Raw genomic sequence first — 22,231 nt, 5'->3', positions numbered from 1 at the left:
CGCTGGCCGCCCTGCAGCCCGCCGACGGCCCGGACGGCGCCGAGACCGCCCGCCGCGCCGCCGCGCTCTGGCGCCTGCTCGGCATCTGACGCCCCGTCGGAATCCGATCCCTTCTCCACGCACCGCCTCTCATCCGAAGGACCATCATGTCCAAGATCCTGACCACCGAGTCCGGCGCCCCGATCGCCGACAACCAGAACTCGGCGTCGGCCGGCGAGTACGGCCCGCTGCTCATCCAGGACCAGCAGCTGCTGGAGAAGCTGGCCCGGTTCAACCGCGAGCGCATCCCGGAGCGCGTGGTGCACGCCCGCGGCTCCGGCGCCTACGGCTACTTCGAGGTGACCGACGAGGTCTCCCAGTACACCAAGGCCGACTTCCTCGCCGAGGTGGGCAAGCGCACCGAGGTCTTCCTGCGCTTCTCCACCGTGGCCGGCAACCTGGGCGCCAGCGACGCGGTGCGCGACCCGCGCGGCTTCGCGCTGAAGTTCTACACCGGCGAGGGCAACTACGACCTGGTCGGCAACAACACCCCGGTCTTCTTCATCAAGGACCCGCTGAAGTTCCCCGACTTCATCCACTCGCAGAAGCGCGACCCGTTCACCGGCATCACCGAGGCCGACAACGTCTGGGACTTCTGGGCGCACGCCCCCGAGGCCACCCACCAGATCACCTGGCTCTTCGGCGACCGCGGCATCCCGGCCTCCTACCGCCACATGAACGGCTACGGCTCGCACACCTACCAGTGGGTCAACTCGGCCGGCGAGGCGTTCTGGGTCAAGTACCACTTCAAGACCAACCAGGGCGTCCGCTCGCTGGACGGCGGCCAGGCCGCCGAGGTGGTCGGCGGGGACGCCGACAGCCACCAGCGCGACCTGCACCAGGCGATCGAGCGCGGGGTCTTCCCGTCCTGGACCCTCTACGTGCAGCTGATGCCGGTGGCCGCGGCCGCCGACTACCGCTTCAACCCGTTCGACCTGACCAAGGTCTGGCCGCACGCCGACTACCCGCTGGTCAAGGTCGGCCGCCTGGTGCTCAACAAGAACCCGGAGAACGTCTTCGCCGAGGTCGAGCAGGCCGCCTTCTCGCCGAACAACTTCGTGCCCGGCATCGGCCCGTCCCCGGACAAGATGCTGCAGGGCCGCCTGTTCGCCTACGCCGACGCGCAGCGCTACCGGCTCGGCGTGAACCACACCCTGCTCGCGGTGAACGCGCCGAAGGCCACCGAGGCGAACAACTACGGCCGCGACGGCTTCTCGGCCGTCAACAAGTCGGGCCGCGGCAAGAACTACGAGCCCAACTCGTACGACGGCCCGCGCCAGAGCGACAACGCGCTGGCCGCCCCGGTCGCGCTGAACGGCCACACCGGCACCTACACCACGCCGAAGCACACCAAGGACGACGACTTCTTCCAGGCCGGCGAGCTCTACCGGCTGATGTCGGACGGCGAGAAGGACCGCCTGATCGCCAACCTGGCCGGCTTCCTGGCCCAGGTCACCCGCGACGACGTCGTCGAGAAGAACCTGGCGCACTTCCGCGCCGCCGACGAGGAGTACGGCAGCCGCCTGGCCGCCGCCGTGGCGGTGCTGCGCGCCGGCGACGAGGGCTGACCCACCGGACCAGCTGACGCACCCTCAGGACCCCTCCCCCTCGGACAGTGGGGGAGGGGTCCGTCGGCCGTTCCCGGGCACCGGCGGACCCGGCGTTCCGGGTACCGGAGGACCGGGTGCTCCGGGTACCGTCGCACCGTGCCGTGTCAAGAGCGCGTCGCTTCACGAGCGTCTGGCATATGCCATTCGGCCATTAGCCGTCACCTGCGGGAATCTCGGCGGTGCGGCGGACCTGACGGTTCGTCGGTGGATAGGCTGGAGGTTGGTCTCCGGCGCTGACGGAGCCGCAGGGGTTCGTCCGAGCGCGGCGGAAGGGGAGGACCATGCCGGCACACGGCCCGGGTCGTCAGATCACGCTGGACCAGGGGTTCGGCGGGGCGCAGCCCACGCTGCGCGGCGCGCTGCGCCTGCTGGAGGCCGTCGACCGCCACCCGTACGGCGCGACCCCGCGCGACCTGGCCCGGGAGACGGCGCTGCCCGAGGCCGCGGTGCACCAACTGGCCGCCCTGCTCTGCGAGGAGGGCTACCTCCAGCCGATCGACGGCGCCTGGGTGCTCGGCGGCACCCTGGCCATGCTCGGCCAGGCCAACCGCGAGCAGATGATCCGGATCCGCCTCCAGCACAAGCTCACCGAGCTGCGCGACGAGCTGGGCGCCGCCGTCTACTTCAGCCGCTACCACGACGGCGAGCTGCGGGTGGAGGCGGTGGCCGAGGCCGAGCACGCGCCCGCGGTGCACGAGTGGGTCGACTTCAAGGCCACCGCGCACGCCAGCGCGATCGGCAAGTGCCTGCTGAGCCAGCTGGACCACGACGGCCGGCTCGACCACCTCTCCCGCCACCCGATCGCCCGGCTCACCTCGCGCACCATCACCGACAGCGACCAGTTGCTGCACCGCCTGGAGCGCCAGCCGGCCACCGTGCCGGTGCTGGACCTCCAGGAGTACGCGCTCGGCACGGTCTGCGCCGCGGTGCCGGTGACGGCGGGCAACACGGTGGGCTGCCTGGCCATGTCGCTGCCGATCGGCAGCGCGCACCGGCTGCGCGCCGCCGCCGAGCTGCTCTCCGAGCGGGCCGCCCCGCTGATGCTCGCGATGGCGGTCTGACGGGGCCTCAGCGGTCGGCCGGGGCCGGCCGCAGGCCGGCGAAGACCACCTGGAAGATCCGCTCATGGGCCGCCGGGTCGGGTCCGAGCTGCTCCATCGAGGCGTTGGTGCCGACCAGCAGCGCGATCAGCTCCGGCACGCCGAGCTCCGGGCGCACCGCGCCCGCCCGCTGAGCGCCGGTCAGCAGGCGCTCCAGCAGCTCGCGGACCGCGCCCGAGAGTTCGCCGAGGCCGGCGTGCACGTCGATCCCGGCGCTGGCCAGCGCCCGGGCGAACTCCTCCTTGCCGGCCGACCGGTCGACGACCAGCCGGAACGCGGCGAAGAAGGCCTCGGCGGGCTGCTCCCGTTCGGCCAGCTCGGTGCCGTCCGCGACCAGCCGCTCCATCCGGCGCACCAGCACGGCCTGGAGCAGCGCCTCCTTGGTCGGGAAGTGCCGGAACAGGGTGCCCACCCCGACCCCCGCCGCCCGGGCGATCTCCTCGGTGGTCACGCCGAGGCCCCGCTCGGTGAACACCTCGGCCGCGACGTCCAGCAGCCGGGCCCGGTTGCGGGCCGCGTCCGCCCGCAGTGGGCGGGTCCGCCCCTCGTTCATCCTGCTCCGCCCTCTCGCTCACCCTGGACAACCGGAGTGCTCAGTCCGTATCGTTCGAAACGGAGTCGCTGGTCCGATTCTAGCGACCGTGTCGCCTGGGGGTTGATCATGTCCGCAGAGTTCATCATGTCCAAGGGCGCTACGCCGCGCGAGGTCTTCGAGCGGCTGATCGCGGGGATCGCCAGTGGGGAGCTGGCGCCGCTGGCCGACCTCTACGCCGAGGACGCCGTGGTGGAGATCGTCTTCGAGCCGGTCGGTCCGCGCCGCATCGTCGGGCGGGAGGTGCTGCGCGAGCGGTTCGCGCAGGCCGAGAAGGAGCGCCCGATCGAGCTGGCGACCAAGAACGTGGTGGTCCGGGAGACCGACGACCCGGAGGTGGTGGTCGCCGAGTTCGACTACGAGGTGCACCACCGGGGGACCGGGCGGACCTTCGAGGTCGCCAACATCCAGGTGCTGCGGGTGCGCGACGGCCTGATCGTGTCGACCCGGGACTTCCACGACCACCTCGGCTTCGCGGTCGGCGGCAACCGGCTGACGGAGCTGTTCGAGGCGCTCGCCGCGAAGTAGCGCGTGACGCGCTGCGGGCCGGGACCTCCGAGGCGGAGGGTCCCGGCCCGCGTGCGTGCGGACGGCGCGTCAGTGCTTGGCGAACATGCTGTCCATGAACTCGATGATCTGCTTGTCCGTCACGCCCTTGGCCATCTTGTGGCCCATCGCCAGGTCCTTCTCGGTGATGATGCCGACCAGCTTGCCGTTGTCGATCACCGGCATCCGGCGGATCTGGTGCTGCTCCATCTTCTTCAGCACCACGTCCATCTCGTCCTCCGCGTGCACGCAGTGCAGGTGGCCGGCCAGGTCCATGGCACGCATGGTGTCGGGGTCCTTGCCGGCCCCCAGACACTCCAGCACGATGTCACGGTCGGTGATGATGCCCTTGAGCTTCTTGTCCGGTCCGCAGATCGGCAGGGCGCCGACTCCCTTGGCGCGCATCATCTCCGCGGCCTGACGCAGGGTCTTGTCGGCCTCGATGCACTGGGCGTCGGCGTGCATGATGTCACGGGCTGTGATCACGACTCTCTCCTCTCGATGCCGGACGGTACCGGCAGGCTCACGCTAGGTGGCCGCGGCCGGGGCGGCGAGCGGAGTTGGACCGTTCGCAGGTGTTATTAGACGTCTTGTCGATAAGCTTCGCCGAACCCCTTGTCCACCGGGGTACCCGCCAGTAGTTTGAGGCTCTGCCGCCACCCACCGCAGAGCTGATCGCAGGTCAGGAGCGCCCCCATGTCCGCAACCACCCCCGAGGTGCACACCGACCTCGTGCTGGAACCCCGCGACGTGAAGTTCGACTGGAGCCGCCTGCCGCTCCACTGGATCCCCGACGAGCCCGTCGCCACCCACACCATCAACGTGCTGCACCTGCTGCTGCCCGAGGGCGAGCGCTGGTTCACCAAGGTCTTCAAGGACGCGTTGCCGCTGATCACCGACGAGCAGCTGCGCGAGGAGGTGCTCGGCTTCATCGGCCAGGAGGCGATCCACGCCGAGGCCCACCAGGAGGTGCTCGACCACCTGGTCGGCCAGGGCCTGGACCCCCGCCCCTACGTGCGGCAGATCGCCTGGATGTTCCAGAAGGTGCTCGGCGAGAAGCCCCGGCTCGGCCCGCGCAAGCGCCGGGAGAACGTGATCGAGCGGGTCGCCTTCGTCGCCGCGATCGAGCACTTCACCGCCTTCCTCGGCAACTGGGCGCTCAACTCGCCCGGCCTGGACCGGGCCGGGGCCGACGCCACCATGCTCGACCTGCTGCGCTGGCACGGCGCCGAGGAGGTCGAGCACCGCAGCGTCGCCTACGACCTGCTGGTGCACCTCGACCCCGGCTACGGCCGCCGGGTCCGCGGCATGCTGATCGGCGGCCCCCTGCTGGTGCACCTGTGGGTGCGCGGCCTGCGCTTCCTGCTCGCCGCCGACCCCGAACTGCGCGGCAGCCTCAAGCCCAGCTGGCGGCAGGCCTGGGAGATCTCGCAGCGCGGCCTGCTGCCCGACCCGGTCCAGTCGGTCCGCTCCGGCCTGCGCTACCTGCGCCCCGGCTACCACCCCACCCAGGAGGGCTCCAGCGGACAGGCGCTCGCCTACCTGGCGGCCTCGCCCGCCGCCCGCGCCGCCGCGGCCGCGCACTGACGATGCCCGCCGAACACCCCGCCCCGGAGCCCTCCTTGCCCTCACCGGCCACCGAACCCGCGTCCACCCCCGCCTTCGGCCGCACCTGGCGGCACGACCTCACGGACCTGCCCCCGGACCTCTACGGCCGCCCGCAGGCCGACCGATTCATGCGCTTCCTCACCCGGTTCGGCGACCTGCACACCACCGCACTGGGCGCCCCGGCACTGCGCCGCAGCCCGCGCCGCCCGCCCAGCCGGGGCCGCGCCCCGCTGGTGCTGGCCGTCACCGGACACCGGGAGATCGCCGAGGACGTGGTCGAACTCCGGCTCGCCGAACCGGCCGGCGGCGCGCTGCCCGCCTGGCAGCCCGGCGCCCACCTGCGGCTCACCCTGCCCTCCGGGCGCGAGCGGCACTACTCGCTCTGCGGCGACCCGGCCGACCGGCACTCCTACCGGATCGCGGTGCGCCGGATCGCCGGCGGGGGCGGCGGTTCGGTCGAGGTGCACGAGGAGCTGCACCCGGGCGTGCGGCTGACGGTCCGTCGGCCGCGCAACGGCTTCGTCTTCTGCGCCGAGCCCGCGGTGCTGCTGGTGGCCGGCGGCATCGGGATCACCCCGCTGCTGCCGATGGCCCGGGAGGCCGCCCGGCGCGGCCTGGACTGGCACCTGGTGCACGCCGGCCGCAGCCCGCAGAGCCTGCCGTTCACCGAGGAGCTGCGGGCCCTCGACCCGGCCCGGATCACCCTGCTCACCGAGGGCGTGCCGACCGGCGCGCAGCTGCTCGCGCCCGCCGCGCCCGGCGCCGCCGTCTACTGCTGCGGCCCGGCCCCCATGCTGGCCGCCGTGCAGCAGGCGCTCGACGCCTCCGGCGCACTGCACTTCGAGCGGTTCGGCGCCGCCCCCGTGCGGGACGGCCGGCCGTTCACCCTCAAGCTCGCCGACACCGGCGAGGAACTGCCCGTGCCCGCCGACCGCTCCGCCCTGGACGTGCTGCGCGAGGCCCGCCCCGGCGTGCCGTACTCCTGCCACCAGGGGTTCTGCGGCACCTGCGAGGTGCGGCTGGTGGCCGGCACGCCCGAGCACCGGGACCGCCGGCTGACCGCCGAGGAGCGGGCCGCCGGCGCGCTGCTGCCCTGCGTCTCCCGGGCCGCCGAGGGCGAGACCCTGACCGTGGAGGTCTGACCGATGGCTTTCGCCTACAGTGACCGCGACCTGGAGACCTTCCGCGAGGTCCAGCAGCTCGCCTACCGCTGCGCCGAGCAGGTCGCCGCCTGGATCGAGCCGGGGGTGACGGAGCGTCAGGCCACCGCCCGGCTGCGCCGCAGCCTGGTGGGCGCCGGGGTGACCGACTTCTTCCACGTGCCGTTCGCCTGGTTCGGCGACCGCACCGCCTTCCGCCACTTCCACACCCCGCTGCAGTTCTTCGCCGGCGGCCGGGTGCTCCAGGAGGGCATGCCCTTCGTGCTGGACTGCGCGCCGGTGGTGGACGGCTACACCGCCGACATCGGCTACGGCGGCAAGGTCGGCGAGAACCAGGTCTGGGACCGGCTGGCCCAGGACCTGAAGGTCTACCGGGACCTGATCCTGCGCGAGGTGAAGGCCCGCAAGCCGCTGAACGAGATCTACGCGGCCGTGGACGCCCAGATCGCCGCGCACGGCTACGACAACCGCCACCAGGTCTACCCGGGCCGGGTGATCGGCCACCAGGTGACCCGGAACACCAGCCGGGCCCCGGCCGGCGTCAACCTCTTCGGCTTCGGCCTGCGCACCCTGCAGACCCTGGGCCGCGAGCTGATCACCGAGCGCCTGCACGGCCGCTCCCCGCTGTGGGCCGACGGCCGTTCCTCGCGGCACGCGCCCACCCCGGGCCTGTGGGCGGTCGAGCCGCACATCGGCTTCCGGGACACCGGCATCAAGTTCGAGGAACTGCTGGTGGTCACCGAGGACGATGCCTACTGGCTGGACGACGACCTGCCGCACGTGCGGCGCTGGACCACCACCACGGAGGCTGTTGCCGGATGAACCAGAGCGACGAACCGCGACGCCGTTTCGTCCACTCCGGCGGAGTGGACCTGGCCGTCTTCGAGCAGGGCGACCCGACCGCACCCACCCTGCTGCTGGTGCACGGCTACCCCGACACCCACCGGGTCTGGGACGAGGTGGCCGCCGAGCTCGCCGCCGACCACCACGTGGTCCGCTACGACGTGCGCGGCGCCGGCCAGTCCGGCGTCCCCGACAGCCGCGAGGGCTACCGGCTGGCCCAGCTCGCCGCCGACCTGTTCGCCGTCGCCGACGCGGTCAGCCCCGACCGCCCGGTGCACGTGGTGGCGCACGACTGGGGCTCGCTGCAGTCCTGGGAGGCCGTCACCGAGCCCGGCGCCGAACGCCGGATCGCCTCCTACACCACGATGTCCGGGCCCTGCCTGGACCACATGGGCCACTGGATCCGGCACCGGCTGCGCCGCCCCACCCCGCGCCACCTCAAGCAGCTGCTGGTGCAGGGCGCGCACTCCTGGTACATCACCGCCTTCCACCTGCCCGTGCTGGCCCCCGCGGCCTGGCGGCTCGGGCTGGCCCGGGCCTGGCCCCGGGTGCTGCGCGACCTGGAGCACGTCGAACCGCGCCCCGGCCACCCGCAGGCCAGCCTGAAGAAGGACGCGGTGCGCGGCATCGAGCTCTACCGGGCCAACATGCGGCCCACCCTGCGCCACCCGCGCGAGCGGCCCACCGAGGTGCCGGTGCAGCTGATCACGCTGCGCCGGGACCGCTACGTCAACGCCTTCCTCTCCGAGGGCCTGGAGCGCTGGGTGCCGGACCTGACCAGGCGTCAGCTGAACGCCACCCACTGGTCGGCGCTGCTGCAGCGGGCACCGGCCGTGGCCGGGATGGTGCGCGAGTTCACCGCCCGGGTGGAGGCCGGTGCGCCGGCCGCGCCGACCGGGCCGCTGGTGGTGGTCACCGGCGCCGGCAGCGGCATCGGGCGGGCCACCGCGCTGGCCTTCGCCGAGCGGGAGCGGGCCACCGTGGTGGTCTGCGACCTCGACCTGGCCGCCGCCGAGCGCACCGCCGACCTGGTCGGCCTGCTCGGCGGCACCGGGCACGCCTACCGGGTGGACGTCAGCGACGGCCCGGCGGTGACCGCCTTCGCGCAGACCGTCGCGGCCGCCCACGGGGTGCCCGACGTGCTGGTCAACAACGCCGGGATCGGCCACTCCGGCACCTTCCTGCAGACCACCGAGAAGGAGTGGCAGCGGGTCCTGGACGTCAACCTGTGGGGCGTCATCCACGGCTGCAAGGCCTTCGGCAGCCTGATGGCCGAGCGCGGGCAGGGCGGACACATCGTCAACCTGGCCTCGGCGGCGGCCTACCTGCCGTCCAAGGCGCTGGCCGCCTACGCGACCAGCAAGGCGGCCGTGCTCATGCTCTCCGAGTGCCTGGGGGCCGAACTGGCCGGCGCGGGCATCGGGGTGAGCGCGATCTGCCCCGGCATCGTCAACACCAACATCACCCGCAGCTCCACCTTCTCCGGGCTGACCGAGCAGCAGCAGGCCGCCCAGCAGGCGAAGTTCAGCAAGCTCTACGCCCGCCGCAACTTCCCGCCGGAGAAGGTGGCCGAGGAGATCCTGGCCGCGGTGCGCAGCGGCAAGCCGCTGGTGCCGGTGACGGTGGAGGCCAAGGCGGCGCGGCTGGTCGGCCGGGCCTGGCCGGGGCTGCTGCGCCGGCTGGCCCGGCTCGGGGTGGGCTGAGCGTGGTGCGGGGCCGGGGTCAGGCGGGCAGCCCGCCGACCCCGGCCATCACCTCGTCGGCGTTCATGCACGGGTAGACCCGGACCTCGGCGTGCAGGGCGTTCCAGAACGGCTCGCAGTAGGTGACCAGGTCGCTCTCCTTCGCGAGGTCGACCACCAGGGTCATCGCGCGTCGGCCGTCGGCGGCGTAGAAGTAGGCCGCCTCCGGCTTGAGGAGCTCCATCAGCTCGTCCATCGTCTGTCGGATCGCGCCGGTGCTGACCAGCTTGTTGGCCAGCTCGGTGTCCAGTTCGACCTGCATCAGGGTCCGCATGGCGACTGCCCCTCGATCCCCGGCGCGAACCGGCCGCACCGGTCGTCCACGACCCGCGGCGGTGGACCGGAGCGGGTCCTTGCCTCCACCCTCTCGCTCGCGGGTGGTGCTGGCAAGGACCGGCGAGGTGCTGACGCGGGGTCAGCGGATCGGCCGTCCGGGTCCGGTCCGGCCGACCCCAACCGGGCCGGACCCAGACGTGTGCCGCGCCTCGGCGGGGCCGGGGGACCCTGCCGGACCGGCGGGCGGCAGCGGGGCCATGCACGTCCCGCTGACGCCGTTCCGGCCCGCGCGTGCCCGGGGAAGCCGCTGCGGGCCGGAAGTCCTGGTTGTCGCTACTGCGCGTTGCCTCCCCCGTCGCCGCCCGCGCCGCCGCCGCTGCCGTCGGCGGGGCGGGAGCGGGTGCTGCCGGCGCCCGGGGTGCGGGTCGGCGGCTGCGGGGTGGCCGAGGGGTGCGGCAGGCCGGCGGTCGGGGCGGGGGAGCGGCCGTGCCCGGGGGCGGGGTTGCTCGGATGGTCGCCCGGGCGGTCGTCGCCCGCACCGCCCGCACCGCCGGAGTCTGCGGAGCCGCCGGGGTCGCCCGGGGCGGCGGTGTCCGGGTCGTGGCCGAGCGCGTCGCAGAACGCCCGGACCCGGTCCGAGCCGCCCGCCGCGCGCGTCAGCGGCTCGAACCGGGGATCCGGGGAACCCTGCTGGCCCTTCGACCAGAGGGCGCACAGGCCCGGCATCGCCGCCGCGGCGGCGCCGGACACGGAGCCGGGGTCCTGGCCGGGGGGGGTGTCGGCGGACGCGGCGCCCGACTGCGGCGAGGCCGTCGAGCCGCCGGGCAGCTGGCGGCCGCCGATCGGGCGGCCCGGCGGTGCGGTCGGCGCGTCCGCGTGCCGGCCGCCGCCGGACGGGACCGGGGTGGAGACCGCGGCGTTCTGCGAGGGCAGGTTCTGGTTGCCGTCGCCGCCGCCGATCAGGGCCGGCAGCCCGCCGCCGGCCGCCACCGCGACCCCGCCGAGCGCGGTCACCGCCAGCGCGGCCACCGCGGCGCGGGCACCCAGGAACCGCGCGGGAACGCGCGGTCGCGGGGTGCAGGCTGCCATCGGGCGGCTCCTCTGGGCGGGCACGGTCGGACGGGTCGGCGCGAGTCGGGCCGCCTCCCGGAACGCGGTGACGGCCTCCTCCTCACCGGTCAGCTCGGGCCCGGTCGCCGGGGCGGCGGCCGCTTCGAGCAGGCGGGAGAGGGCGCCGGCACCGCCCGGCGCATCGACGGCGTCGCCACCCAGCAGCCGCTCGGCGGTGTCGCGGTCGATCCGACGGGATCGGTTGGTGCTCATCTCAAGTCCTTCAGCGTCGGGGCGCCCTGCGGTGTCACACCTTCGGCGGGGGTATTTCTGGACCGGCCCGGCCGGCGGGCGGTGCCCACCCGCGGAGCGGGCAGCGCGGTGGGGGACTCCAGCAGTTTGGCGAGGCGGCGCAGGCCCCGGTGGGCGGCCATCCGGACGGTGCCGGCCCGCTTGCCGAGCACCCGGGCCGCGCTCTCCGCGTCCAGTTGCAGCACCACCCGCAGCAGCACCGCCTCGGCCTGGTCCCGGGGCAGGCCGGCGATCAGCGCCAGCGCCTCCTGGGTGCCGAGGGTGGCCAGCACGCTGCCCTCGGTGTCGTCGCCGGCCGGCAGCTCGATCAGCTCCTCGACCGGGAAGTCGGCGGTCGGCCGCCGCCGGCGGGCCCGCAGGTGGTCCAGCGCGCGGTGCCGGGCGATGGTCGCGGCCCAGCCGCGGAAGCCGTCGCCGTCGCCCGCGAACCCGCCCAGGTCGCGGGCGATCTGCAACCAGGCCTCGGAGGCGACGTCCTCGGCATCGGCGCCGTCGCCTCCCACGAGTACCCGCAGATAGCGCAGAAGCAGCGGTTGAACGGTGCGGAAGACCTCGCGGAACGCCTCCTCGTCCCCCTCCTGCGCCGCCCGCACCGCCCGGCCCAGGGGATCGTCCGGCACGTTCGGTGGTGGGTCGGCGGCATCGGCGAACCCGAACTGATCTGCGTTTTGCACGGCCACATCATCCGTCATCCAGCCGCCGCCAACGACCATCGGGCGCCCCCGAACGACCCGTTCCCTGGCGGGCACTCAGGAACCGGGCTGACGGTGCGTCAGGCTCCGAGGATGCTGGCAACGAGCTGTGAGCCCGCTGAAAGCCCTTCAGGTTACCGGCCGGGCAACCAGCCCGACAATGCGTCCGCCCTCCCGGTCCGGGTGGACCAGGAGGGCGGACGGTGGTGGCAAGCGGAGCTACGCGACCCGTATCCCGCTCGTGCCGCCCTTCGCGCCCGGGCGGTCCAGGTCGTGGTGGATCGGACCGGCGCCGGCGGACAGCGGCAGGCAGCCGCCGCCGCGGCGGGAGGCGACGATCTCGGCGGCCACGGCGACCGCCGTCTCCTCCGGGGTGCGGGCGCCGAGGTCCAGGCCGATCGGCGAGCGCAGCCGGGCGATCTCCGCCTCGCTCAGGCCGACCTCGCGCAGCCGGGCGTTGCGGTCCAGGTGGGTGCGCCGCGAGCCCATCGCGCCGACGAAGCCGACCGGCAGCCGCAACGCCCGCTCCAGCAGCGGGATGTCGAACTTGGCGTCGTGGGTGAGCACGCAGAGCACGGTGCGGCCGTCGATGCGGTCGAGCTGTGCGTCGAGGTAGCGGTGCGGCCAGTCCACCACGACCTCGTCGGCCTCCGGGAACCGCCGCTCGGTGGCGAAGACCGGCCGGGCGTCGCAGACCGTCACGCGGTAGCCCAGGAACTTGCCGATCCGCACCACCGCGGCGGCGAAGTCGATCGCGCCGAAGACCAGCATCCGCGGCTTGGGCACGTAGGACTCGACGAAGAAGGTCACGGTGCCGTCGGCGGTCCCCGCGTCGGGGTCCGCCTGCAGGGCCGGGGTGCACGGCCGGCCGTCCAGCGCCAGCACGAGCTTGCCGGTCCGCCCGGCGTCCAGCATCGCCCGCGCCTCGGCCACCGCGGACCGCTCCAGCCCGGCGGTCAGCGTGGGACCACCCGGCGAGAGGGTCCCGTGGTGGGCGTCCGCGGTCACCGCGACGGTGGCGCCGACCAGCCCGGCCGGCCCGTCGATCACCCGGACCAGCGCCACCGGGGTGCCGGAGGCGATGTACGCGACCCCGGCGTCCATCCCCGCGTCGGTGCCCGGCAGCACCGGCTGCACGAACACGTCGATGATCCCGCCGCAGGTCAGGCCGACCGCGAAGGCGTCCTCGTCGCTGTAGCCGAACCGCTGCAGCACCGGCTCGCCACTGGCGATCGCCTCCTGGCACAGCTCGTAGACCGCGCCCTCCACGCACCCGCCGGAGACGCTGCCGACCGCCTCGCCGTCCGCGTCCACCGCGAGCGCGGCGCCCGGGTCGCGCGGCGCGCTGCCCGAGACCGCTACCACCGTGGCCACGGCGAAGGCCCGCCCGGCGGCGTGCCAGCCCTGCAACTGCTCGGCGATGTCCTGCATGGTCGTTGGCTCCTGACAGTCCGTGAGGTCGCCGTACATGATCCAGTACCGCGGTGCGGGTGGGCCGCACCGCGGTACCCGGGGTCAGTGCACGCCGAGCCACTCCTTGATCGGGGTGAGTGCGAAGTACACGACGAAGACGGCGGTGAGGATCCACATCAGCGGACCCGGCTCGCGCCACTTGCCCTTGCCGGCCTTGATCACCGTGTAGGAGATGACACCGGCGGCGACACCCGCGGTGATGCTGTAGGTGAACGGCATCAGGGTGCAGGTGAGGAAGGCCGGGATGGCCACCTCGCGGTCGCCCCAGTCGATGTGCCGGGCCTGGCTCATCATCATCGAGCCGATCACCACCAGGGCGGCCGAGGCCACCTCGACCGGCACGATCGCCGCCAGCGGCGAGAAGAACAGCATCAGCGCGAACATGCCGCCGGTGATCGCCGAGGCGAAGCCGGTCCGCGCGCCGTCACCGACACCGGTGGCCGACTCGACGAAGACCGTCTGGCCGGAGGCGCCGACCAGGCCGCCGATCGCACCGCCGGAGCCGTCGATGAACAGCGCCTTGGACAGGCCCGGCATCCGGCCCTGGCTGTCCGCCAGCCCGGCCTCGGTGCCGACGCCGATGATGGTCGCCATCGCGTCGAAGAAGCCGGCCAGCACCAGGGTGAAGACCGCGACCGAGGCGCTGATCGCGCCCATGCCCTTGCCGCTGAACGCGCCGAACAGGTCCACGTGGCCGAAGAGCCCGAAGTCGGGCGCCGCCACCGGGCTGCCGTGCAGGGTCGGGGCGGAGCTGCCCCAGTCCTTGCCCGGGATCTTGGCGATCGCGTTGACGATCACCGCGAAGACCGTGCCGCTGGCGATGCCGATCAGGATCGCGCCGCGGACGTTGCGGGCCAGCAGGACGAAGATCGCCAGCAGGGTGACCGCGAAGCAGACGACCGGCCAGCCGGTCAGCTCGCCCTCCGGGCCGAGCGAGACCAGGGTGGGCCCGCCGCTCATCACGAAGCCCGCCTTGTGCAGGCCGATCAGGGCGACGAACAGGCCGATGCCGATGGTGATGGCGTGCTTGAGCGGCAGTGGGATGCCGTTCATGATCTTCTCGCGCAGCCCGGAGACCACCAGGAGCACGATCAGCAGGCCGTAGATGACGCACAGGCCGAAGGCCTGTGGCCAGGTGGTGTGCGGGACCACCAGTGCGGAGACCGCACCGGAGACCGAGAGGCCGGCGGCGACGGCCAGTGGCACGTTGCCGACGATGCCCATCAGCAGGGTGGTGACCGCCGCGGCCAGCGCGGTGGCGGTGGTCAGCTGGGCGTGGTTCAGGTGGTGCCCGGTGACGTCCGCCCCGCTCAGGATGAGCGGGTTCAACAGGATGATGTAGGCCATCGCCATGAAGGTGGTGAGGCCGCCGCGGATCTCCGAGCCGAAGGTCGAGCCTCTGGCGGAGATCTTGAAGTACGCGTCGAGGGCGTTCTTCGGTGCGGGCACCGGCGACGGTCCGCCGGACTGATGGGGGATCTGCTCTTCTTCGGTGGTGCCGGGCTCCGTGGGGATCCGGGTCATGTCCACTCCCAAGGTTCAAAGGGGGTTGGGGTGGGCGAGCCGACCTGGCAGCGGTCAGTTTGGGGGAGACCGGGCAGGGGGACTGGTTCGACTCACTTGCTGGCGTGGTGCGTGCGGTGCGGGGTGGTGCGCACCGCTGCGGCGCCCCGGCGTGGGAGTAGCAGCGGGCTTGTGCGCTCCCGTTGGGGTGGGAGCACGACCCCGGGGCGGTGGGGGAAGACGTGGACCACCGCCCCGGGGAAGCCGTCAGAGCGTTCCGGTCAGGTGCTCCGGGCGCACCGGGATGCGGGTGAGCGCGATCCCGGTGGCCTGGCGGATGGCGGCCACGATCGAGGGGGTGGCGGAGACCGTGGGTGCCTCGCCGACGCCGCGCAGCCCGTAGGGGGCGTTGGGGTCGGGCAGTTCCAGGACGTCCACCGGGATCGGCGGGGTGTCCAGGATGGTCGGGATGAGGTAGTCGGTGAAGGACGCGTTGCGCACCTTGCCGTCCCTGACGATGATCTCCTCCATCACCGCCAGGCCCAGCGCCTGGGTGCAGCCGCCCTGGATCTGGCCGACCACCGAGAGCGGGTTGAGCGCCTTGCCGACGTCCTGAGCGGCCGTCAGCTCGACCACCTTGACCAGGCCCAGCTCCACGTCCACGTCCACCACCGCGCGGTTGGCGCAGAAGGTGTACTGCACGTGGCCGAAGCCCTGGCCGGTCTCCGGGTCGAACGGCACCGTCGGGCGGTGGTGGTGCTCGCGGGTCAGGTCGATCGCCTCGTCGCCGAGCAGGTCGACCATCGACACCAGCACACCGGCCGAGTCGGAGACCACCTTGCCGCCGGCCAGGTCGATGTCGTTCTGGGTCCAGCCGTAGCGCTGGCGGCCCTTCTCGATCAGCGCGTGCTTGACCGCCTCGGCGGCCAGCTTCACCGCGCCGCCGGTCATGTAGGTCTGCCGGGAGGCGGAGGTGGAACCGGCCGAGCCGACCTCGGTGTTCGCCGGGTGGATGGTCACCTGCTCCACGCCCAGCTCGGTGCGGGCGATCTGGGCGTGCACCGTGATGCCGCCCTGCCCGACCTCGGCCATCGCGGTGTGCACCATGGCGACCGGCTCGCCGCCGATCACCTCAAGGCGCACCCGGGCGGTGGAGTAGTCGTCGAAGCCCTCGGAGAAGCCGACGTTCTTGATGCCCACCGAGTAGCCGACGCCGCGCACGATGCCCTCGCCGTGCGAGGTGTTGGAGAGCGCGCCGGGCAGCTGGCGCACGTCCAGGTGGGTCAGGTCCAGCGGCGGCGGCAGCGGCATGTCCTTGACCCGCTGGAGCAGTTCGGCGACCGGGGCCGGCGAGTCGATCACCTGGCCGGTGGGCATGTGGTCGCCCTCCGACATGGCGTTCAGCTGGCGCAGCTCCACCGGGTCCATGCCGAGGGCGGCGGCGAGCTTGTCCATCTGCGACTCGTAGGCGAAGGCCGCCTGCACCGCGCCGAAGCCGCGCATCGCGCCGCAGGACGGGTTGTTGGAGTAGAGCGCGATCGCGTGCATCCGCACGTTCGGGATGACGTACGGGCCGTGGCCCAGCGAGGCGGCGTTGCCGACCACCGCGGGGGAGGCGGAGGCGTAGGCGCCGCCGTCCAGCACGATCCGGGCGTCGGCGTAGACGAGCTTGCCGTCGCGGGTGGCGCCGTGCTCGTACTGCATCTTCGCCGGGTGGCGGTGCACGTGGCCGAAGAACGACTCGTCACGGGCGTAGACGATCTTCACCGGCTTGCCGGTGCGCTGGGCCAGCAGGCAGGCGTGGATCTGCATCGACAGGTCCTCGCGGCCGCCGAAGGCGCCGCCGACGCCGGCCAGGGTGAGCCGGACCTTCTCCTCCGGCAGGCCGAGCACCGGGGCGATCTGCTGGCGGTCCACGTGCAGCCACTGGGTGGCCACGTAGAGGTCGATGCCGCCGTCCTCGGCCGGCACGGCGAGGCCGGACTCCGGGCCGAGGAAGGCCTGGTCCTGCATGCCGACCTCGTACTCGCCCTTGACGACCACGTCGGCCAGCGCCCGCACCTCGTCGGTCACGCCCAGGCCGGAGACCAGCTTCTGCTGGTGGCAGATGTTGCCGTAGCCGTGCGACTTGAACTCGTGCGGCTCGTGCACGTAGCCGTGCGTCTCGGGGTCGAGGCACTGCTCCTCGGTGGTGATCGGGGTGAGCACCTCGTACTCGACCTTGATCTTCTTCACCGCGCGGCGGGCCGTCTCCGGGTGGTCCGCGGCCACGATGGCGATCGCCTCGCCGTGGTAGCGCACCTTGTCCTTGGCGAGCGCCGGCTGGTCCTGGATCTCCAGGCCGTAGAACTTCGAGCCGGGGATGTCGTCGTGGGTCAGCACCGCGTAGACGCCGGGGGTCTTGACCGCCTCGGAGATGTCCACACTGAGGATGTTGGCCCGCGGGTGCGGCGAGCGCAGCGCCATGCCCCAGAGCATGTCCTCGTGCCACAGGTCCGAGGAGTAGGCGAACTCGCCCTTGACCTTCAGCGTGCCGTCCGGGCGCAGCGGCGAGCCGCCGATGCCGTCCTTGGAGGCCTGCTTGATGTCCTGGAGGTTCTTCTGGCCCTGGATCGTGCGAGTGCTCATTCGGAGGTACCCACCTTCTGGCACTTGCGGGCGGAAGCCAGCCGCACCGCGTCCATGATCTTCTCGTAGCCGGTGCAGCGGCACAGGTTGCCGCTCAGCGCCTCGCGGATGTCGGTGTCGCTGGGCTGCGCGTCGCGCTCCAGCAGCGCGTCGGTCTGCACCAGCAGGCCCGGGGTGCAGAAGCCGCACTGCACGGCGCCGGCGTCGATGAACGCCTGCTGGACCAGGCCCAGCTCGCCGGTCTGCTCGTCGGCCATGCCCTCGACCGTGCGCACCTGGCGGTCCTGCACCTGACCGGCGGCGACCAGGCAGGAACAGACCGGAACGTCGTCCAGGTAGACCGTGCAGGAGCCGCACTCGCCCTGCTCGCAGGCGTTCTTCGAACCCGGCAGGCCGACCCGCTCGCGCAGCACGTAGAGCAGGCTCTCGCCCTCCCACACGTCGTCCGCCTCGACCGGCTTCCCGTTGGCGGTGAAAGTGACCCTCATGCCGCGCTCCTGATCTGCTTGCTGTAGTCGTTCCAGGTCCAGGTGAGGGTGCGCCGGGCCATCACCGCGAGGGTGTGCCGCCGGTAGTCGGCGGTGCCGCGGACGTCGTCGATCGGCGAGGCGGCCGCGCGGACCAGCTCGCCGAACCGCTGGACCACCTCGGCGCCGAGCAGGTCGCCCGACTCCCACAGACCGCGCTCGGCGAGCACGCCCTGCAGGTACTCCTCCGCCTCGACCGCGCGGCGCGGGGTCGGCGCGGCCGACCCGATGCCGGTGCCCACGGTGCGGGTCTTCGGGTGCAGCGCGAAGCCGAAGGCCGCCACCGCGATCACCATCGCGTTGCGGGTACCGATCTTGGAGAACTGCTGCGGGCCGTCCGCCACCGGGATGTGCACCCGGCGGATCAGCTCGTCCGGCTGCATCGAGTTGCGCTTCACACCGACGTAGAACTCGTCGATCGGGATCAGCCGGGTGCCGCGGGCGTGCGAGGCGACCTCGACGAACACGTCGCGGCCGGCCGCCAGCAGCGCCGGGTGGGCGTCACCGGCGGGGGACGCACCGCCGAGGTTGCCGCCGACGCCGCCTCTGTTGCGGATCTGCGGCGAGCCCACGGTGTGGGCGGCCAGCGCGAGGCCGGGCAGCGGCCCGGACAGCTCGTCGATGATCCGGGAGTAGGGGACCGAGGCACCGAGCAGAACGGTCTCGTCACCCTTGGCGGAGGTGTCGATCGACCATTCCCTGAGCTCGGAGATGCGGTTCAGGTCAAGCAGCGCCGATGGCCGGTGCACGTCGAAGTTCATCTCGACCATCACGTCCGTGCCGCCAGAGATCGGCAGCGCGGTCGGGAACTCAGCCTTCGCCGCGAGTGCCTCGTCCCAGGTGGCGGGCCGCAGGAACTCCATGCGGGTGTCTCCTCAAGTCGTCGCCGTTCGAACCCTTGGGCACGGTGCCCGGTACCCGCGGCCAGGTCGCCCGATCGGCGGGCGGCGGTGCGGGACGTGTCCGGCGGCGTGTCAGCCAGTGAACCGCCGCGCCACGCCCCGGAGGCAGTCACCGATGGCATGAAGCCCGTGCGCCGGTGTCGCCCGGCATCCTGTACGTTCCTCTAAGGACGGTGAACGCCCAGCTGAGCGAGGCCCCAACCGCCCCTTACGACCGTAATCCGGCCGTGACGGTGAAGCGACGGCGCCGTGACCCGGACGGCGCTGATACGTAACACCCAACGCCCCTCGATCGGGCACACTGTCCCCCGCTCGCCACCTCCTGGTCGGGCACCGTTCAGACGAAAGGAGTCAGCGGATGCGCGTGCGAGACCTGCTCGCCCCCGGAGCCCCGAGACTGCGCCTGCTGGCCGCCGAGGACGAACTCGACCGGCAGGTCAGCGGGGTCATGACGACGGACCTGCACGACCCGGGCCGCTACCTGCACGGCGGCGAACTCGTGCTCACCGGCATGCTCTGGCGCACCGCCCCGGAGGACTCCGAGCGCTTCGTGCGGACCCTCGCGGCCGGCGGCGCGGTCGCCCTGGCGGCCGGCGAGGCCGAGGTCGGACCGATCCCCGAGGACCTGGTCGAGGCCTGCCGGCGGCACCGGATGCCGCTGCTCGCGGTGCCCGACGACATCGCCTTCTCCACCCTCACCGAGTTCATCGGACGCCAGGTCTCCGCCGACCGGGCCGCCGACCTGGCCGCCCTGGTGGACCGGCACCGGCAACTGGTCTCGGCGGCCGGCAGCGGCGGCCTCGACGCGGTGCTCGACCTGCTCGGCGGCGACCTCGACCTGGACTGCTGGGTACTCACCCCGACCGGCCGGGTGGTCGCCGGGCCCGCCGACCACCTCACCGCCGAGGAGCGCGACCAGCTGGTCCGCGCCCACCTGGCCGCCCAGCGGCAGCGCCGCCGGCCGCCGCACCGGGCCCGGCTGGTCTCCGGCGCCTACTCGCTGCTGCCCGCCGCCGCCCACCCGGAGGACGAGGCGCCGCTGGCCGACTGGGTGCTCGCGGTCGCCGGCGACGTCACCGAATGGACCACCAAGCGCCAGCAGCTGGCCGAGAACCTGGCCCGGCTGGTCGCCGCCGAGCGGATCCGCCGGGACGAGGGCCGCCGACTGCGCCGCCGGCTCGCCGACGAGGTGCTCACCCTGCTGCAGCGCGACGCCGACCCCGCCGAGATCAGCCGCACCCTCTACGCCTCCACCGCGATGGCCGCCAAGTACGAGGGCACCGCGGCCGCGCCGCAGCGCACCGAGGGCTCCTGGCTGGTGCTCAGCGCGGAGGGCACCGGCCTGCCCGACGGGGCCGTGCGGTCGATCCTCGAAGAGGCGCTCACCTCGGACATGGCCCTGGTGGCCGGCTCCGGCACGGTCGCCGTGGTGGTGCTGCCCGCGCCCTCGACCGCGGTGCCGGCCGACGCGCTGCGCGAACTGCTCGCGCCGCTGGAGGCCGGGCTCGGCTCGGAGGGGCGGATCACCCTCGGGGTCTCCGCCCCGGCCCAGGAGGCGGGCGGGCTGCGCGGGGCGCTGGAGGAGGCCCGGCACGCCCGGCGGATCGCGGCGGCCCGGGTCGGACGGGTCTGCGTGGCCGGGCCGGAGGAGCTCGCCTCGCACGTGCTGCTGCTCGCGGCGGTGCCGGACGAGGTGCGCCGGGCCTTCCGCAGCCGGCTGCTGGACAAGGTGATCGCCTACGACATCGAGCACCAGGCCGACCTGGTGCGCACCCTGGAGGCCTTCCTGCGCTCGGACGGCTCGTGGACCCGCTGCGCCGCCCAGCTGCACGTGCACGTGAACACCCTGCGGTACCGGATCGGGCGGATCGAGGAATTGACGGGGCGTGACCTGTCGCGCCTGGAGGACCGGGTGGACTTCTACCTGGCGCTGGAGCTGGCCTGACCCCGGCTCCTCCACCCGTGGGTGGAGGAGCCGGTCCACCCGGAGATCCACCCGTGGGTGCAGGTGCCAAAGGGCCCTCGTTCCTAGCCTTCTGACCATGACTCAGATGACGGTGCGTCGGATGCCGCGGCTGCGAATGCGGCCGCGGCTGGTGCTGGGGCCGGTGCTGGCCGCGGCGCTGCTGACCCTCGGGGTGTCGGTGCCCGCGGTGGCGCGGGCGCCCGGCGGCGGGTCGGCGTGGGGCGGCGGGTTGGCGTGGGGCGGCTGCCCGGCCGGGACGCCGGGGGCCGACGGGACGGTGCCGCCGCGGGACCCGCGCGAGCAGTGCGCCGTGGTCGCGGTGCCGCGCGACTACCGGGACCCGGCCGCCGGGACGATCCGGCTCGCGGTCTCCCGGATCCGGACCGCCGATCCCGGGCAGCGGCGCGGAGTGCTGCTGGTGGTGCCCGGCGGGCCGGGCGGCTCGGGGCTGGACTACCCGAGCCGGATGGCCGGCCTGCTGCCCGCCGCGGTGCTGCGCTCCTACGACCTGGTCGGGTTCGACGAGCGCGGGGTCGGCAACAGCGCCCCGGTGCACTGCGACCTCCCCGCGGCGGACCGCGCCGCCGCGGTGATCTACCCCTTCCCGGCCGCCGACGGGTCGATCGCGGGCAACCTGGCCTACGCGCGCGAGGTCGCCGACCGGTGCGCCGCCGCCGGGGCCGACCAGGCCGGGGTCAGCACGGCCAACTCGGCCCGGGACATCGACCGGATCCGGGCGGCGCTGGGCCTGCGCCGGATCTCCTACCTCGGCAGCTCCTACGGGACCTACCTGGGCGAGGTCTACGCCACGCTCTTCCCCGACCGCACCGACCGGGTGGTGCTGGACAGCGTGGTCCCGCCCGGCGGCGAGCAGCAGGCGCTCGGCATGGTGGGCCTCGGCGCCGAGCAGTCCTTCCCCGACCTGGCCGCCTGGCTGGCCGCCCAGGACGCCGCGCTGCACTTCGGGTCCACCCCCGCCGAGGTCCGGGCGACCTACTTCCGGCTGGCCGCGAAGCTGGACGCCGCGCCGGTCGGCCGGCTGACCGGCAACGCGTTCCGCACGCTCACCTACGCGAGCCTGGTGGGGAAGGTCTACTACCCGCTGGCCGCCCGCGCCTGGCAGCTCGCCGCCGGGCAGGCCGCCCCGGCCGCCGGCCAGGGCACCGCGCGCCCCACCGCGAGCCCCACCGCGATCCCCACGGTGCTCCCCGACAACTTCGTCGCCGCCCAGGACGCCGTGCTCTGCGGCGACAGCGCGTGGCCGCGCGACCCCGGGTACTACGCGGCCCGGACCGCCGCCGACCGGATCCGCTACCCGCTGACCAACGGGATGCCCGGCAACGTGTGGCCGTGCGCCTTCTGGCACGGCGAACCCGGCGAGCCGCCGGTGCGGGTCGGCAGCACCCCCGGGCCGCGCAACGTCCTGCTGCTGCAGAACCTCCGCGATCCCGACACCCCCTACGCCGGGGCCCGGCAGACCCTGGCCGCCTTCGGCCGGCGGGCCGCGATGGCGAGCTTCGACGCCTCGGGCCACGGCATGGACTTCACCGACCCGGCGGTGGCCGCGCCGTTCACCCGCTTCCTGCTCACCGGCCTGCTGCCCGAAGGAGGCTGACACGCCGACAGCCGACGGATCGTCGGATCCGTCGGCTGTCAGCGGAG

Annotated in this window: 19 protein-coding genes; 9 read left to right on the top strand and 10 right to left on the bottom strand. The window is 73.4% G+C overall.

Translation table 11 applies throughout. The features are described from left to right. Nucleotides 1-146 precede the first annotated feature (146 nt). Nucleotides 147-1,607 carry a catalase gene (locus tag FHX73_RS01355; RefSeq protein WP_145902850.1) on the top strand — a complete coding sequence of 487 codons (1,461 nt, stop codon included), beginning with the start codon at nucleotides 147-149 and terminating at the stop codon, nucleotides 1,605-1,607. A 323-nt stretch (nucleotides 1,608-1,930) separates the two neighbouring features. Then, nucleotides 1,931-2,710 (top strand): IclR family transcriptional regulator, encoded by a 780-nt coding sequence (locus FHX73_RS01350; protein WP_145902849.1) that lies wholly within the window; start codon nucleotides 1,931-1,933, stop codon nucleotides 2,708-2,710. A gap of 7 nt (nucleotides 2,711-2,717) precedes the next feature. Here the strand turns inward: FHX73_RS01350 and FHX73_RS01345 are convergent, their stop codons facing one another. Continuing rightward, nucleotides 2,718-3,302, bottom strand: a complete 585-nt coding sequence (locus FHX73_RS01345; RefSeq protein ID WP_145902848.1) for a TetR/AcrR family transcriptional regulator — start codon at nucleotides 3,300-3,302, stop codon at nucleotides 2,718-2,720. Between the two features lie 108 nt (nucleotides 3,303-3,410). On the opposite strand from FHX73_RS01345, the gene FHX73_RS01340 reads away from it, so the two are divergent. Next, nucleotides 3,411-3,869: a nuclear transport factor 2 family protein gene (locus tag FHX73_RS01340; RefSeq protein WP_145902847.1), complete on the top strand. Its 459-nt coding sequence runs from the start codon at nucleotides 3,411-3,413 to the stop codon at nucleotides 3,867-3,869. Between the two features lie 69 nt (nucleotides 3,870-3,938). Here the strand turns inward: FHX73_RS01340 and FHX73_RS01335 are convergent, their stop codons facing one another. Next, the gene (locus FHX73_RS01335; RefSeq protein WP_170304803.1) at nucleotides 3,939-4,373 is read right to left on the bottom strand and encodes a CBS domain-containing protein; all 435 of its coding nucleotides are present in this window, start codon (nucleotides 4,371-4,373) and stop codon (nucleotides 3,939-3,941) included. 210 nt (nucleotides 4,374-4,583) lie between these two features. Between FHX73_RS01335 and FHX73_RS01330 the strand changes: the two genes are divergently transcribed. The 4 genes from FHX73_RS01330 to FHX73_RS01315 are packed head-to-tail and all read left to right on the top strand — an operon-like array spanning nucleotide 4,584 to nucleotide 9,201. Beyond that, nucleotides 4,584-5,474, top strand: a complete 891-nt coding sequence (locus FHX73_RS01330) for a metal-dependent hydrolase (RefSeq protein ID WP_145902846.1) — start codon at nucleotides 4,584-4,586, stop codon at nucleotides 5,472-5,474. A 35-nt stretch (nucleotides 5,475-5,509) separates the two neighbouring features. Continuing rightward, the gene (locus FHX73_RS01325) at nucleotides 5,510-6,637 is read left to right on the top strand and encodes a PDR/VanB family oxidoreductase (RefSeq protein WP_246213289.1); all 1,128 of its coding nucleotides are present in this window, start codon (nucleotides 5,510-5,512) and stop codon (nucleotides 6,635-6,637) included. A gap of 3 nt (nucleotides 6,638-6,640) precedes the next feature. Continuing rightward, nucleotides 6,641-7,477, top strand: coding sequence for a M24 family metallopeptidase (locus FHX73_RS01320; RefSeq protein ID WP_145902844.1), 837 nt, complete (start codon nucleotides 6,641-6,643; stop codon nucleotides 7,475-7,477). Then, complete coding sequence (locus tag FHX73_RS01315) at nucleotides 7,474-9,201, top strand: SDR family oxidoreductase (protein ID WP_145902843.1); 1,728 nt, start codon at nucleotides 7,474-7,476, stop codon at nucleotides 9,199-9,201. The genes FHX73_RS01320 and FHX73_RS01315 overlap by 4 nt, the downstream gene beginning before the upstream one ends. Before the next feature lie 19 nt (nucleotides 9,202-9,220). On the opposite strand, the gene FHX73_RS01310 is transcribed toward FHX73_RS01315, so the two are convergent. From FHX73_RS01310 to FHX73_RS01275, 8 genes are all read right to left on the bottom strand, one after another. After that, the gene (locus FHX73_RS01310) at nucleotides 9,221-9,514 is read right to left on the bottom strand and encodes a hypothetical protein (RefSeq protein WP_145902842.1); all 294 of its coding nucleotides are present in this window, start codon (nucleotides 9,512-9,514) and stop codon (nucleotides 9,221-9,223) included. Nucleotides 9,515-9,849: 335 nt separating this feature from the next. Continuing rightward, the gene (locus FHX73_RS01305) at nucleotides 9,850-10,839 is read right to left on the bottom strand and encodes a hypothetical protein (RefSeq protein WP_145902841.1); all 990 of its coding nucleotides are present in this window, start codon (nucleotides 10,837-10,839) and stop codon (nucleotides 9,850-9,852) included. After that, on the bottom strand, nucleotides 10,836-11,552 hold the full coding sequence (locus tag FHX73_RS01300; RefSeq protein ID WP_425461356.1) for an RNA polymerase sigma factor: 717 nt from the start codon (nucleotides 11,550-11,552) through the stop codon (nucleotides 10,836-10,838). Before FHX73_RS01300 ends, FHX73_RS01305 begins: the two co-directional genes overlap by 4 nt. Nucleotides 11,553-11,789: 237 nt before the next feature. Next, nucleotides 11,790-13,001, bottom strand: coding sequence for an XdhC family protein (locus FHX73_RS01295; RefSeq protein ID WP_145902839.1), 1,212 nt, complete (start codon nucleotides 12,999-13,001; stop codon nucleotides 11,790-11,792). An 84-nt stretch (nucleotides 13,002-13,085) separates the two neighbouring features. Next, on the bottom strand, nucleotides 13,086-14,567 hold the full coding sequence (locus FHX73_RS01290; RefSeq protein WP_145902838.1) for an NCS2 family permease: 1,482 nt from the start codon (nucleotides 14,565-14,567) through the stop codon (nucleotides 13,086-13,088). 246 nt (nucleotides 14,568-14,813) lie between these two features. Beyond that, entirely contained in the window at nucleotides 14,814-17,174 is a 2,361-nt protein-coding gene (gene pucD / locus FHX73_RS01285) for a xanthine dehydrogenase subunit D (protein WP_145902837.1), read from the bottom strand. Further along, nucleotides 17,171-17,662 carry a (2Fe-2S)-binding protein gene (locus FHX73_RS01280; RefSeq protein ID WP_145902836.1) on the bottom strand — a complete coding sequence of 164 codons (492 nt, stop codon included), beginning with the start codon at nucleotides 17,660-17,662 and terminating at the stop codon, nucleotides 17,171-17,173. The genes pucD and FHX73_RS01280 overlap by 4 nt, the downstream gene beginning before the upstream one ends. Continuing rightward, nucleotides 17,659-18,564, bottom strand: coding sequence for an FAD binding domain-containing protein (locus FHX73_RS01275; protein WP_145902835.1), 906 nt, complete (start codon nucleotides 18,562-18,564; stop codon nucleotides 17,659-17,661). The genes FHX73_RS01280 and FHX73_RS01275 overlap by 4 nt, the downstream gene beginning before the upstream one ends. 397 nt (nucleotides 18,565-18,961) lie before the next feature. Between FHX73_RS01275 and FHX73_RS01270 the strand changes: the two genes are divergently transcribed. Further along, nucleotides 18,962-20,548, top strand: a complete 1,587-nt coding sequence (locus FHX73_RS01270) for a PucR family transcriptional regulator (protein ID WP_145902834.1) — start codon at nucleotides 18,962-18,964, stop codon at nucleotides 20,546-20,548. A gap of 97 nt (nucleotides 20,549-20,645) precedes the next feature. Further along, a complete protein-coding gene (locus FHX73_RS01265) occupies nucleotides 20,646-22,184 on the top strand; it encodes an alpha/beta fold hydrolase (RefSeq protein WP_145902833.1) in 1,539 nt (512 codons plus the stop codon). Nucleotides 22,185-22,231: the final 47 nt, after the last annotated feature.

Origin of the sequence: Kitasatospora viridis, from assembly GCF_007829815.1 — a bacterium.
In the GTDB taxonomy this organism is placed as follows: Bacteria; Actinomycetota; Actinomycetes; order Streptomycetales; family Streptomycetaceae; genus Kitasatospora; species Kitasatospora viridis.
This window is presented reverse-complemented; position numbering and strand designations above follow the sequence as displayed.